A 12,638-nucleotide genomic window follows, 5' to 3' on the forward strand; every position below is an offset into this window, starting at 1 on the left:
GGACAGCCCACCCACCCCCGCCCCGGGGGCCCGATACGCGAGAGGCGCTTGCACTCGACCATGCCGAGTGCTAATCATTGGCGTTAGCACTCTGAAGGTGAGAGTGACAAAGATGGACCGGGTCGGTGAGGCCCGCAGGCCTTGTGGGGCAAGGATCCACAGGCCGGCGAGCCGTCCGTCGCGGGCGCGGGCGCGGTCCGAAGGAATCACCCCCAGTCCTGGAGGGACCACTTCACATGGCCAAGATCATCGCGTTCGACGAGGAGGCGCGGCGCGGCCTCGAGCGCGGCATGAACCAGCTCGCGGACGCCGTGAAGGTGACGCTCGGCCCCAAGGGCCGCAACGTCGTCCTCGAGAAGAAGTGGGGCGCCCCCACGATCACCAACGATGGTGTCTCCATCGCCAAGGAGATCGAGCTCGAGGACCCGTACGAGAAGATCGGCGCCGAGCTGGTCAAGGAAGTCGCCAAGAAGACGGACGACGTCGCCGGTGACGGTACGACCACCGCGACCGTGCTCGCTCAGGCCCTGGTCAAGGAAGGCCTGCGCAACGTAGCCGCCGGCGCCAACCCCATGGCTCTCAAGCGCGGTATCGAGAAGGCCGTCGAGGCCGTCTCCGCCGCCCTGCTCGAGCAGGCCAAGGATGTCGAGACCAAGGAGCAGATCGCCTCCACGGCCTCCATCTCCGCCGCCGACACCCAGATCGGCGAGCTCATCGCCGAGGCGATGGACAAGGTCGGCAAGGAAGGCGTCATCACCGTCGAGGAGTCCCAGACCTTCGGTCTGGAGCTGGAGCTCACCGAGGGTATGCGCTTCGACAAGGGCTACATCTCGGCGTACTTCGCCACCGACATGGAGCGGATGGAGGCGTCGCTCGACGACCCCTACATCCTCATCGCCAACTCCAAGATCGGCTCCGTCAAGGACCTGCTCCCGCTCCTGGAGAAGGTCATGCAGTCGGGCAAGCCGCTGCTGATCATCGCCGAGGACGTCGAGGGCGAGGCCCTGTCGACCCTGGTCGTCAACAAGATCCGCGGCACCTTCAAGTCCGTCGCCGTCAAGGCCCCGGGCTTCGGTGACCGCCGCAAGGCGATGCTGAACGACATCGCCATCCTCACCGGCGGCGAGGTCATCTCCGAGGAGGTCGGCCTCAAGCTGGAGAACACCACCATCGACCTCCTGGGCCGCGCCCGCAAGGTCGTCATCACCAAGGACGAGACCACCATCGTCGACGGTGCCGGCTCCTCCGAGCAGGTTCAGGGCCGGGTCAACCAGATCCGCGCCGAGATCGAGAACAGCGACTCGGACTACGACCGCGAGAAGCTCCAGGAGCGCCTGGCGAAGCTCGCCGGTGGCGTCGCCGTCATCAAGGCCGGTGCCGCGACCGAGGTCGAGCTCAAGGAGCGCAAGCACCGCATCGAGGACGCCGTTCGCAACGCGAAGGCGGCCGTCGAGGAGGGCATCGTCGCCGGTGGTGGCGTGGCCCTCATCCAGGCCTCCTCGGTCTTCGAGAAGCTGGACCTGGAGGGTGACGAGCTGACCGGCGCCAACGCCGTGAAGCTGGCCCTGGAGGCCCCGCTCAAGCAGATCGCCGTCAACGGTGGTCTCGAGGGTGGCGTCATCGTCGAGAAGGTGCGCAACCTGCCCGTCGGCCACGGCCTGAACGCCGCGACCGGTGAGTACGTCGACATGATCGCCGAAGGCATCATCGACCCGGCGAAGGTCACGCGCTCTGCCCTGCAGAACGCCGCCTCCATCGCCGCGCTGTTCCTCACCACCGAGGCCGTCATCGCCGACAAGCCGGAGAAGGCGGGCGCTGCCCCGGCCGGCGGCGGCATGCCGGGCGGTGACATGGACTTCTGATCGACCCCTGGCCGCCAGGCCTGACGGTTGATCAACGTCCTTGCCGGGGGCGGCACTTCCTGGAAACAGGAGGTGTCCGCCCCCGGGCTTTTCTTGCGCTATGCTTGATCACGAGCCGCCCGACGTGAACTCCCGTCGGTCGACTACGCGTTGGTGGTCCAAGGAAAGACGCCCCGCTTCCTGCGGGGAGATGCAGGTGCAAGGCCTGCCCGGCGCTCCACAAGAAGCCCGCCCCGCACTCGTGGGGCGGGCTTCTGACGTGCGTGGCCGGGGTTTCAGGTGCGTGGGCAAGGGTCCTGCGGAGTTGTCCCCCGCGTCAGGGGGAGCCTCTTTCAAGTGTCGCCAGTTCTCCATGGAACCCGCTCTGCCGGTGACGCTGTGTGGTTGCCTGGGTGAATAATCCCCCGTATGGATCAGGGACTTGCGGCGTTGCTCGGTGCAACGGTGGGCGTTATCGGCACGGTTGCGGCGTCCGCGATGTCCAGCGGCGCGACTCGGCGGCAGTTGGAGGGGCAAGCCAAGGTCGAGCACGCTCAATGGCGCAGACATCTGCGGCGAGACGCGTACAGCGCCTTCCTAGCGCCGGCCAACGAGTCCCGCAGCGCTCTGAAGATGGCTGGACGAGCGCTGATCGGCGATGCCTCAGATGTGGCGGAGGCTGATCGGCGGCTCCAGATTGCGCAAGATCAGTTGGTTCTGGTGCAGGCAGCTTGGGCCAGCCTCGCAGTCGAGGGACCCGATTCAGTGGAGCAGGCCGCTCACAGCGTTCACGTAGGGCTCCACTCAATGCATACGACCCTTCTCGCTTGGCGCGACTCCCTGGGCGCTCCGGATCTCAACGTCAACTTCGTTGAGCGTCACGCCGTCGAGGTGACCATGGTCTCCGAGCGTCTCGGCAGCTTCACGTCGGCGGCGCGGGCGGCCTTGGACGACACAGACCTTCCGTCAGGCAAGCGCGGCTGAGGGTTCGGCACAGACCGCGGCGGTCGGAACATCGGTACAGCCGTCGGCGCTGAGAGAACCGGCCACCCCCCTTCACCCGCCCGCTCGGCGCAACGGAAGAAGCCCACACCATCCGCTTCCAAGCCGACGACCCGCGCGCACTGGTCAGCGCACTCCGCCAGCCCTCCTGAGCACACCAACATGGTGGAGTCGTCAAGGTGTGTGAGTCGTCGAGCATGGCTGGCGTCACAGGGGCGATCGGAAATGAAGCGACGGTCGGGGCGGTTGACTCCTGGGTACTGTCCATGCGCATGCACATACCGAGGAGTACCTCCACGTGACCGCCTCCGCCACCTCTCCGGCCGCCTCCCGGGCCGCCGAGATCCTCTCCCGTCCGGTCCACATCAACGGCCTGACCGTCCCGAACCGCATCGCGATGGCGCCCATGACCCGGATGTTCTCCCCGGGCGGCGTCCCCGGTGACGACGTGGCGTCGTACTACTCCCGCCGGGCGGGAGCCGGGGTCGGTCTGATCGTCACCGAGGGCACCTACATCGGCCACGAGTCGGCCGGCAACAGCGGCAGCGTCCCGCGGTTCCACGGTGAGGAGCAGCTGGCGGGCTGGGCGAAGGTCGCCGAGCAGGTGCACGCGGCGGGCGGCACCATCGTCCCGCAGCTGTGGCACATCGGCATGGTGCGTGAGCAGGGCCAGCCGCCCTACGCCGACGCCCCCGCGGTCGGCCCCTCCGGCATCCGTCCCGGCGCCGACGAGCCCACCGGCAGGGCGATGACCCAGCGCGACCTGGACGACGTCATCGGTGCGTTCGCCGAGGCCGCGGCCGCCGCAGAGCGCATCGGCTTCGACGGTGTGGAGATCCACGGCGCCCACGGCTACCTCGTCGACCAGTTCCTGTGGGCGGGCACCAACCGCCGCACCGACGCCTACGGCGGTGACCCCGTCGCCCGTACGAAGTTCGCGGCGGAGATCGTCGCAGCAGTACGCGAGACGGTGTCGCCGGAGTTCCCGATCATCTTCCGCTACTCGCAGTGGAAGCAGGAGGCCTACAAGGCGCGGCTCGCCGAGACGCCGGAGGAGCTGGAGGCGATCCTCGCCCCGCTCGCCGCGGCCGGTGTCGACGCCTTCCACGCCTCCACCCGCCGCTACTGGCTCCCCGAGTTCGACGGCTCCGACCTCAACCTCGCCGGCTGGACCAAGAAGCTCACCGGCAGGACCACCATCACCGTCGGCTCGGTCGGCCTCGACGGCGACTTCATCCGCGGCTTCGCGGGCGAGGGCTCCCCGGTCAAGGGCATCGACGACCTGCTCGACGCCCTGGAGCGCGAGGAGTACGACATGGTCGCCGTCGGCCGGGCACTGCTCCAGGACCCCGAGTGGGCCACGAAGGTACTGGCCGGCCGCTTCGACGAACTTCAGCCGTACGACGCGTCCGCGCTGAAGTCGTTGAGCTGACGGCACAAGGCTCCCCGGCTTGGTTGACTCGGTCAAGGGACGTGGGCTGGAGTGAGGCGAAGCAGCCCCGACCTGTGAGGAGTTCGACCGATGACGTCAGCCGAGGGTCTCGAGGTACGCACCGCGGCCGGTGCCGTGCGCGGGCGGGCCGAGGACGGACTGGTGGTCTTCCGGGGGATCCCGTTCGCCGAACCGCCGGTGGGCGAGGCGCGGTTCCAGGCGCCACGGCCCGTGCAGGGCTGGGAGGGGACCCGGGAGGCGTACGACTTCGGGCCCCCGCCCCCGCAGGAGTCCGCCTTCCAGGCGCGCGCGGGGGCGCTGGAGACGCCCACCGGCGACGACTGGCTGACGGTCAACGTCTGGACGCCCGGCACGGACCCGGCGGCCCGCCGCCCGGTGATGGTGTGGATCCACGGCGGCGCCTACAAGCTGGGCCACTCCGGCAGCCCCGGCTACGACGCCCAGCACCTCGCGCGCGCCGGTGAGCTGGTCGTCGTGACCCTCAACTACCGCCTCGGCATCGAGGGATTCGCCCTGCTGGAGGGGGCGCCCGCGAACCGGGGGCTGCTGGACCAGGTCGCGGCGCTGGAGTGGGTGCGGGACAACATCACGGCGTTCGGCGGGGACCCCGGGCAGGTCACGGTGTTCGGGGAGTCGGCCGGGGCCGGGTCGGTGGCCTCGCTGCTGGCGATGCCGAGCGCGCGGGGGCTGTTCGGGCGGGCCGTCGCACAGAGCGTGCCCGGCACGTACTTCTCCGCCGAACTCGCCCGGGACATAGCCGTGGAGATCGGCAAGGAGGCGGGGCTGGCGCCGACCGCCGCCGCGCTGTCCGCCGTGGATCCGCGGGAACTCCCCGCGGCCGGGGAGCGGTTGAGCGCGCGGATGCGCGAGTACGACGACCGGTGGGGGCAGGTGGCACCCACGGCGACGCCGTTCGCACCGGTCGTCGACGGCGAGGTGCTGCCCATGACCCCCTGGGAGGCGCTGGCGGCGGGGGCGGCGCGGGACGTGGAACTGCTCGTCGGGCACAACCGCGACGAGTACCGGCTCTTCCTCGCCCTCGGTGAGCAGCTCGGCCGGATCACCGAGGAACAGGCGGCCGCGGCGCTGCGGATCTTCGCGCCGGGCCCGGACGGCGAGCGCTCCTACCGCGAGGCATTCCCGGACGCCACCCCGACCGGACTCCACGAACGCGTGCAGACGGACTGGCTGTTCAACATCCCCTCCCTGCGGCTGGCCGAGGCGCAGACCGCGGGCGGTGGCCGAGCCCACCTCTACGAACTGACCTGGCCGGCACCGGCGTTCGGCGGTGCGCTCGGTGCCTGTCACGGCCTGGACATCCCGCTGCTGTTCGGCACCTACGATGCGGACCTCGGGAATCTGCTGTTCGCGGGGACCGGGGTGCCGGACGAGGCGAGGGCACTGACCGCGCGCTTCCAGGCGGCGTGGACGGGCTTCGCGCGGACCGGGGACCCGGGATGGCCGGTGTACGACGGCGAGGGGCGCGCCACTCAGGTCCTGGACGCCACGCCGGAGGTGCGGCCGTACCCGGAGGAGGTCTCGCGGCGGCTGTGGGAGGGGTACGACTTCGCGGCACTGCCGCTGCTCAAGTAGGTTCCCGGGCTCTCGGGCGTTCGGGCTCTAGAGATTGCCGAGCGGCTCGATGTCGACCCGCACCGGGGTGCCCCACACCCGCAGCACCTCGTAGTCGGTGAACTCGTGGACGAGCCGGTACGCCATCGCGGCGCGCGGTCCGCGGCGCTGGGCGTTGATGTACAGCTCGGCCTCGTGCCGGTCCCGCCTCGGCGTCCCGCACAGCTGCCACTCCTGGCCGGTCCACAGCTCCGGCAGCCAGCGCTGCTGGGGCTGGGGGCGGTCCTCGCGGACGCCGTAGCGGGAGGGAGTGGGTTCGGCGGAGCGGGGGCGCGCGGCGGGGCCGTTGATCTCGGCGCGGCGGGCCGCTCTGCGCCGGGTCTCGCACAGCAGGCACAGGTCGGGGGCGTTCTCGTCGACCGGGCCGTTCGGGTGCTCGGCGCAGCGGGTGGTGGGGACGGCGGTGGTGACGGTGGTCTCCAGCAGCTCCAGGGCCCGCTTGAGGTCGGTCCTGACCTCGTGCAGCTTGGCGTCCGGGGCGTCGCCGGAGAGCGACTCGCCGTGCTCGCCGAGGAGACGGAGGGCGCGGCCCAGGGCGGTGAGCTGGGCGTGGTTCATGGGTGGCTCCGGTTGTCGTGGGGGCCGGCTTCAGCTGCTGCGTCCGACCTTCAGCACATGCACGGTGACGGTGGGTCCGTCCGGCCGGTACAGCACGCGCCAACTTCCGACGTGCAGCCGTTAGTAGCCGGAAGTTCCCAGGGCCCGGGCCGCATCGGGACGGGGATCCTCGGCGAGGGCACGTACTGCCATGGCAGTCGCCTTGGCACCTACCGGATCGAGGACGCGGAGCCGTCGGAACTCGTTCATGGCATGGTTCTCCCACACCACCGTCTACGTCACGAAGCGGCCTCACGAGCGCGCGCCTCGGCGATGTCCGCCTCGTCACGTAGCCGCTGCAGCTCTTCCAGTTCGCTTATCGGGATGAGTGCCGCGGCGGGCTTGCCGTACTCGGTGATCAGGATCTGCTCCTGTCCGTGCCGGACCCGGCCGACCAGTTGGCCGAGCTGGTTGCGGGCTTCGACGAGCGGATACGTGTCCATGGGAAAACTGTACACACCGGCGGGTGTGTGCGCTGCCTTCCCCGACGGAGCCGGGATGGGGTAGGCCGTCATGCGTACGTGCGCTCTTCTCGCTTCTGGGACATCGCGGCCCGGATCTCGTTCGCGCGGGCGTGGACCACTGGGGCGGACGGGAGTGTGGTGGGGCGCGCGGGGGCGTATCCGTCCCGGCAGCCGTTGCAGACGCCCCCCGGCAGGGCCTCCGGAGGCCCGGGCACTCTGCACTCCGCGCACTCCAGGATCCGGTGGGGCGCTTGGGGAAGCGGCAGCTCCGGGGGCATTTTGTCGGTCAGGCGGCGGCGGAGCAGGGCGGCCGGGTGGTGGACCGGGGTCGGCAGCCCGCTGGTCAGGGCGTGGCGTACGACGTCCTCGCTCACCCCCCGGGCGAACCACTCCGTCACCAGCGGGGCGAGGGCCGCGCAGTCGGCGGCGGAGAGGGAGAGCGAAGGGGTCTCGCGGCCCAGCGCGGCGAGGAGGATGTGGGCGCGGGAGCGGGTGGGCGGGCGGCTCGGTGGGTCCTGCGGTACGTCACCCCGCGTGAAGGCGGCCCACCAGTCATCCTCCCGTGCGGTACGGGAGAACCACGATCGGGTGATCCAGCGATGCCCTCCGGAAGCGGAGTCCAGGCGTTCGCGCCCCCGGCGCAAGTGGCCTGCCCGCTGAAGGCGGTTGAGGGCCGTGCCGAGGGCGCACTGTCCGTATGGCAGCTGCTTGGCCAGCGTCTTTACGGAGATGTCGGCGCCCTCGGGGAGGCGGTCCAGGTACGCGGCGATGGCGGCTTCGCGAGGTGGGAGGTGGGCGAAGTCGTGCGCGGCGCGGGGGCGTTGGTCCGGGACGGAGCGTTTGCCGTACCCCGGGTTCGCCATGGGGTGCTGGGATGCGTGCGCGGGCAGGAGGGCAGGACTAAGATTGGCGTCAGCCACGGGATCCCCTTGAGATCTCGTTGGTCAAGCCCCCGCAGGTGTTGCTAGCACCTGACGGGGGCTGTTCGTTATGCGGGCACGCTAGACGATCGTGACTGTGCGTGGCAAGCCGGTCGCTTCACGTCAACAAGCGGGGTGGGTGGGCGGGTTGGGGCCCTCCACCCATTCCTTGAAAAGAGGGCTCGGAGCTGGAGGCTTGAGCTTCGGGACCGGTCAGCCCATGCTCTTGGCGCCGTCCAGGGATTCGCGGATGATGTCGGCGTGACCCGCGTGCTGGGCGGTCTCGGCGGCGATGTGCAGCAGCACCCTGCGGGCCGACCAGCGGGCCCCGGGCTCGTTCCAGGGCGCCTTGGGCAGCGGGTGAGAGACGTTCAGGTCGGGCAGGGCGGTGACGAGTTCGTCGGTGCGGCGGGCCGTCTCGTCGTAGTCGGCCAGCACGCCGGCCAGCGTCTCGCCGGGCTGCATCCGGAACTCGTCGGCCCGCCGGGCGAAGTCTTCCTCGGTCATCGCGCTGAAGTCGGGCATGGCCGCGGGGCCGTTGAGGATGAAGTCCGCCCAGTTCCGCTCCACCGACGTGACGTGCTTGATCAGGCCGCCCAGACAGAGTTCGCTGGCGGTGGTCCGCTGCCCGGCCTGCTCGTCGGTGAGATCGCGGGTCGTGAAGCGTAGGAAGCGCCGGCTGTGGGCCAGCGCCTCAAGCAGGTCGGTGCGCTCGTCGGTGGTGGTGGCGGTGGTGTGTGTGGTGTCGGTCATGGGACCACGCTAGGAGCCGTATAGGTCAGATCCTGACCTCTACGACCGCCTCGACGAAGGCGGACCATGACTCCGGCCGGAGCATGAGCTTCGGGCCGTGGGGGGTCTTGGAGTCGCGGACGGGGACGGTGGTGGGATGACCGTCGGATACTTCGAGGCAGTCGCCGCCTGTGCCGCCGCTGTACGTCGACTTGCGCCAGCGGGCGATTTCGAGGCAGTCGTTTCCGCCGCCGCCGCTGTAGCTCGACTTGTGCCAGGTGGCTGTACTCAGGTCGTGGTCAGGAATGTTCCTCATGGCTGTAATCCTGCGCCAACGACTCGATCAGGACCAGGGACTTCTCCTGCGAGAGCGCGGAGGCCACGAGGAGATCGAACGTGAACCTCAGTTGGGAGACGGTGGCCGGGTCGTCCTCCAGCCGGCCGGTGCCGACCCCCTCGAAGTAGACCAGCGGAGGTGCCTCCTCGAACTCCATCAGCTTCAGGGCACCGTCCATCGCCGCGTGCGCTCCCGCGCTGAGTGGCAGAACCTGCACGATGACCCGGTTCCGGCGGGCCAGGCCGGCGATGTGGCGCAGAGCCTCCGCCATTACCGCCCGGCCACCGGTCTCCCGGCGCATCGCTGCCTCGTCAAGCACTGCCCACAACACCGGCTTTGTTGGATGGTCGAGCAGACGGATTCGTTCCAACCGGCCGTCCACCCACTCGTCGATGGTCTCCTCCGGTGCCGTCGGATCGTACGCACGGTTCACGGCACGTGCGTACGCGGACGTCTGCAGCAGGCCAGGGATCAGGAGCGGCGCGTATTGCCTGATCGCCGTGGCTTGAGCCTCGGCCTCCGCCGCCTCCGCGAAGTCCTCCAGGTACTTGGACTTGGCCGCTGCCGCGCAGTTCCGCTGGAAGAACCCGTCGGTTCCGAGTACCTCGTCCAGCTGTCGCGCGACATCCGGTTGCATCCTCCGCGTACCCGCCTCCAACTGCCCCACGAACGACCCGCTCACGAACAGCCGTTGCCCCAGCTCCTCCTGGCTCAGCCCCGCCTTCTCCCGCGCGTGCCGCAACTCCGCGCCCAGCAGCGCCCTCGGTGACGACGACGGGTCCAGATCCTTCGGTCCTGCCATGCCCAGCTCCCGATCCAGCAGACGAGGTTGTTGGGACGCCCTGTCTGGCCAGGTTAGAGCCGCACCCGACACGCTGTGTTGCGAATCACCAACCCTGCGTGCCGATGGAGGAAGCGTGCGGTCCACCCAAGAAGTCCTGGAGTCCCTGCGGGAGGCACTCACCGGCGTAGGCGTCGTGTTGCCGTCCCTCGCGGTCGACCCCCTCACCGGCGCCGGTGGCGAGCCCTTCCCGCTGGTCGACCTGGGGCGCTGCAACGTACGGACGGCCGAGCGGCTGGCGTCCGTACTGCGCGGGGAGCGGCCGCCGGTGGGGTCGTACGTCGTCGACGAGCGGGACGGGCGCGTGGGGGAGGTGATGGGACACCTGGGCGGAAGAGTCCAGCTCAGGCCCCTCGGTGGCGGGCGGGAGTGGGACTGTCCACCGGAGTCCACCGGGCCCGCCCCACAGGCCGACGTACTACGGGCCAGGGCGCGGAAGGCCAACAGGGAGGGACGGCTGCCCTGTTGAATGAACCATGCCTCTCCTGGACGCCCTCGCTCGCTTCAACGACGCCCACCCGTGGTCCCACAACGCCCACTTCCACCCGTGGCTCATGCGCCAGTTGCCCCGCCGCTTCGACCGCGCCGTGGACGTCGGCTGCGGTTCCGGCGACCTGGCCCGGCTGCTGGCCACGCGCGCGAGACAGGTCCACGGCATCGACGTCGACGAGCGAATCATCGACAAAGCAGGGGAGTTGACCGGCCCCGATCTCCCCGTCACCTTCTCCGTCGCGGACGCGCTGTCGTACGACGAAGGTGCCCCCTACGACGTCATCACCTGCGTCGCCGTACTCCACCACCTTCCCCTGACCGAGACCCTCACCCGCTTCCGGCAACAGCTGGCCCCCGGTGGAACGCTGGTGATCGTCGGGCTGACGCGAGAAGACACCCGCGTCCAGACACTCCTCGGCCTCGCGTCCGTACCGCTCAACCTGGTCACCGGGTGGGTCAAGAACAGGGGACGCAGGGCACCACGGCGTCCCGTCGCGATGACCGCCCCGACCCGGCCGGCCGACGTCCCCCACACCGAGTTCGTCCGGGAAGCCCGCCGCATCCTCCCCGGGGTCCGGCTGCGGCGGCGGCTCTTCTGGCGATACACCCTCGTCTGGAAAAAGGTGCGCGGGGATGTCGATCCAGGCAGGCTCTGAACGACGCAGGGGTGAGAGAGCACGACATCCCACGAGAGGTGAAGGCCATGCCCAAGGTCCGGGTCCACAACGTGACGATCTCCCTCGACGGCTTCATGGCCGGTCCGAACCAGCGACTGGACGCCCCGTTCGGCGACGGCGTCGGCTGGGGCGACGAGCTGCACAGCTGGTTCATCTCCGCGTCCGAGGACGCGGCCGCGGGGAAGACCGGGACCGACGTCGACCACTTCGTCCGCGGTGATCAGAACATCGGCGCCACGATCATGGGGCGGAACATGTTCGGTCCGCAGCGCGGGCCGTGGGAGGACGAGTCCTGGCAGGGCTGGTGGGGCGAGAACCCGCCCTACCACCACGACGTCTTCGTCCACACCCACCATCTGCGCCCGGCACTGGAGATGGCCGGCGGCACCACCTTCCACTTCACCGACGAGCCGCCGGAGGCGGTCCTGCGGCGCGCCTTCGACGCCGCGGACGGCAAGGACGTCCGGATCGGCGGCGGGGCGGCGGTCATCCGGCAGTATCTGCGCGCCGGACTGATCGACGAACTGCACGTGGCGATCGCGCCGCTCCTCATCGGCCGCGGCGAGCGGCTGCTCGACGACCTGGGCGAGGGGATCGACGGCTACCGCGTGTCCGAGCTGGTCAGCTCGCCGAACGTGACCCACGCGCGGCTCGTCCGCCGCTGAACACGTCCTGCTAGCGGGTCCTCGCCGCCAGCGCCGCCCGCAGGTGGCCCCCCGTCTCCTCCAGCAGCCGGGCCGCCGTGGGGCCGTCCACGTCGGCCAGGATCGTCAGGATCGCGTTCTTGACCTCGCCGTCCGTCGCGGCCAGGGCGCGCTCGACCTCCTCGTCGTCGGCGCCGGTGGCCAGGGCGACGATACGGCGGGAGCGGGCGCGCAGCTTGTCGTTGGAGGCGCGGACATCGACCATCAGGTTTCCGTAGGTCTTGCCGAGCCGGATCATCGTGATCGTCGACAGCATGTTGAGGACGAGCTTCTGGGCGGTGCCGGCCTTGAGGCGGGTGGAGCCGGTGAGCAGTTCGGGGCCGACGACGACCTCGATGCCGTGATCGGCCGCGGCCGCCAGCGCGCTGCCCGCGTTGCAGGACAGGCCGACCGTCAACGCCCCCTGCGCGCGGGCGTGTTGAACCGCGCCCACGGCATACGGGGTACGGCCGGACGCGGACACCCCGACCACCGTGTCCAGGGTGGTCACCGCGAGCCCATCGAGGTCGGCCCGCGCCAGCTCCGCGGAGTCCTCCGCCCCCTCGACGGACGTGACCAGGGCCCCGGGGCCACCCGCGATCAGGCCCACGACCTGCGCCGGGTCCGTGTTGAAGGTCGGCGGGCACTCGGAGGCGTCCAGTACGCCGAGGCGTCCGGCGGTGCCGGCACCGGCGTAGATCAGCCGGCCGCCACGGGCCATCCGGTCGGCGATCGCGTCGATGGCGGCGGCGATCCCGGGCAGCTGCCGGGACACCGCGGCGGGCACGGAGGTGTCCTCGCCGTTCATCAGCCGGGCGATGTCGAGGGTCGGCAGCCGGTCGATGTCGGCGAGCTCGGGCCGGAAGGCCTCGGTGGTCAGTGACTCCAGCTGAGCTTGCAGATCACGGGGGTCGGAGGTGGAGGTCATGGAAATCGGCTCTTTCTTCGTCACCGACGTCTGGCGGGT

General features: G+C 70.1%; 14 protein-coding genes. 7 read left to right on the plus strand and 7 right to left on the minus strand.

The window, feature by feature from the left end; genetic code table 11:
- Positions 1 to 236: 236 nt before the first annotated feature.
- The 4 genes from groL (at position 237) to ACIRP7_RS03210 (ending at position 5,889) form a co-directional block, all read left to right on the plus strand.
- Positions 237 to 1,862 carry a chaperonin GroEL gene (gene groL, locus ACIRP7_RS03195; RefSeq protein ID WP_352388821.1) on the plus strand — a complete coding sequence of 542 codons (1,626 nt, stop codon included), beginning with the start codon at positions 237 to 239 and terminating at the stop codon, positions 1,860 to 1,862.
- 408 nt (positions 1,863 to 2,270) lie between these two features.
- Entirely contained in the window at positions 2,271 to 2,825 is a 555-nt protein-coding gene (locus ACIRP7_RS03200) for a hypothetical protein (RefSeq protein ID WP_403653194.1), read from the plus strand.
- Between the two features lie 316 nt (positions 2,826 to 3,141).
- Positions 3,142 to 4,275 (plus strand): NADH:flavin oxidoreductase, encoded by a 1,134-nt coding sequence (locus tag ACIRP7_RS03205; RefSeq protein ID WP_403653197.1) that lies wholly within the window; start codon positions 3,142 to 3,144, stop codon positions 4,273 to 4,275.
- Positions 4,276 to 4,365: 90 nt separating this feature from the next.
- A complete protein-coding gene (locus ACIRP7_RS03210) occupies positions 4,366 to 5,889 on the plus strand; it encodes a carboxylesterase/lipase family protein (RefSeq protein ID WP_403653200.1) in 1,524 nt (507 codons plus the stop codon).
- Positions 5,890 to 5,916: 27 nt separating this feature from the next.
- On the opposite strand, the gene ACIRP7_RS03215 is transcribed toward ACIRP7_RS03210, so the two are convergent.
- The 6 genes from ACIRP7_RS03215 to ACIRP7_RS03240 form a co-directional block, all read right to left on the minus strand.
- Positions 5,917 to 6,486, minus strand: a complete 570-nt coding sequence (locus tag ACIRP7_RS03215) for a hypothetical protein (RefSeq protein ID WP_352388818.1) — start codon at positions 6,484 to 6,486, stop codon at positions 5,917 to 5,919.
- A gap of 278 nt (positions 6,487 to 6,764) precedes the next feature.
- Positions 6,765 to 6,968: a type II toxin-antitoxin system Phd/YefM family antitoxin gene (locus ACIRP7_RS03220; RefSeq protein ID WP_403653203.1), complete on the minus strand. Its 204-nt coding sequence runs from the start codon at positions 6,966 to 6,968 to the stop codon at positions 6,765 to 6,767.
- A gap of 68 nt (positions 6,969 to 7,036) precedes the next feature.
- The gene (locus tag ACIRP7_RS03225; protein ID WP_403654215.1) at positions 7,037 to 7,852 is read right to left on the minus strand and encodes a hypothetical protein; all 816 of its coding nucleotides are present in this window, start codon (positions 7,850 to 7,852) and stop codon (positions 7,037 to 7,039) included.
- A gap of 270 nt (positions 7,853 to 8,122) precedes the next feature.
- The gene (locus ACIRP7_RS03230; protein WP_403653206.1) at positions 8,123 to 8,662 is read right to left on the minus strand and encodes a DinB family protein; all 540 of its coding nucleotides are present in this window, start codon (positions 8,660 to 8,662) and stop codon (positions 8,123 to 8,125) included.
- Positions 8,663 to 8,687: 25 nt separating this feature from the next.
- Entirely contained in the window at positions 8,688 to 8,957 is a 270-nt protein-coding gene (locus tag ACIRP7_RS03235) for a DUF397 domain-containing protein (protein WP_403653209.1), read from the minus strand.
- Positions 8,941 to 9,780 carry a Scr1 family TA system antitoxin-like transcriptional regulator gene (locus tag ACIRP7_RS03240; RefSeq protein WP_403653212.1) on the minus strand — a complete coding sequence of 280 codons (840 nt, stop codon included), beginning with the start codon at positions 9,778 to 9,780 and terminating at the stop codon, positions 8,941 to 8,943. The genes ACIRP7_RS03235 and ACIRP7_RS03240 overlap by 17 nt, the downstream gene beginning before the upstream one ends.
- A 115-nt stretch (positions 9,781 to 9,895) precedes the next feature.
- Here ACIRP7_RS03240 and ACIRP7_RS03245 point away from each other — a divergent pair, with 115 nt between their 5' ends.
- From ACIRP7_RS03245 to ACIRP7_RS03255, 3 genes are read left to right on the plus strand one after another with little or no spacing between them, the layout of a single operon-like run.
- On the plus strand, positions 9,896 to 10,288 hold the full coding sequence (locus tag ACIRP7_RS03245; RefSeq protein ID WP_403653215.1) for a hypothetical protein: 393 nt from the start codon (positions 9,896 to 9,898) through the stop codon (positions 10,286 to 10,288).
- A 7-nt stretch (positions 10,289 to 10,295) separates the two neighbouring features.
- A complete protein-coding gene (locus ACIRP7_RS03250; RefSeq protein WP_403653218.1) occupies positions 10,296 to 10,967 on the plus strand; it encodes a class I SAM-dependent methyltransferase in 672 nt (223 codons plus the stop codon).
- 47 nt (positions 10,968 to 11,014) lie between these two features.
- Positions 11,015 to 11,653: a dihydrofolate reductase family protein gene (locus ACIRP7_RS03255; protein ID WP_403653221.1), complete on the plus strand. Its 639-nt coding sequence runs from the start codon at positions 11,015 to 11,017 to the stop codon at positions 11,651 to 11,653.
- A 10-nt stretch (positions 11,654 to 11,663) separates the two neighbouring features.
- On the opposite strand, the gene murQ is transcribed toward ACIRP7_RS03255, so the two are convergent.
- Complete coding sequence (gene murQ / locus ACIRP7_RS03260; RefSeq protein ID WP_403653223.1) at positions 11,664 to 12,599, minus strand: N-acetylmuramic acid 6-phosphate etherase; 936 nt, start codon at positions 12,597 to 12,599, stop codon at positions 11,664 to 11,666.
- Positions 12,600 to 12,638: the final 39 nt, after the last annotated feature.

The sequence above is a fragment of the Streptomyces sp. NPDC102270 genome, from assembly GCF_044766405.1.
Classification (GTDB): domain Bacteria; phylum Actinomycetota; class Actinomycetes; order Streptomycetales; family Streptomycetaceae; genus Streptomyces.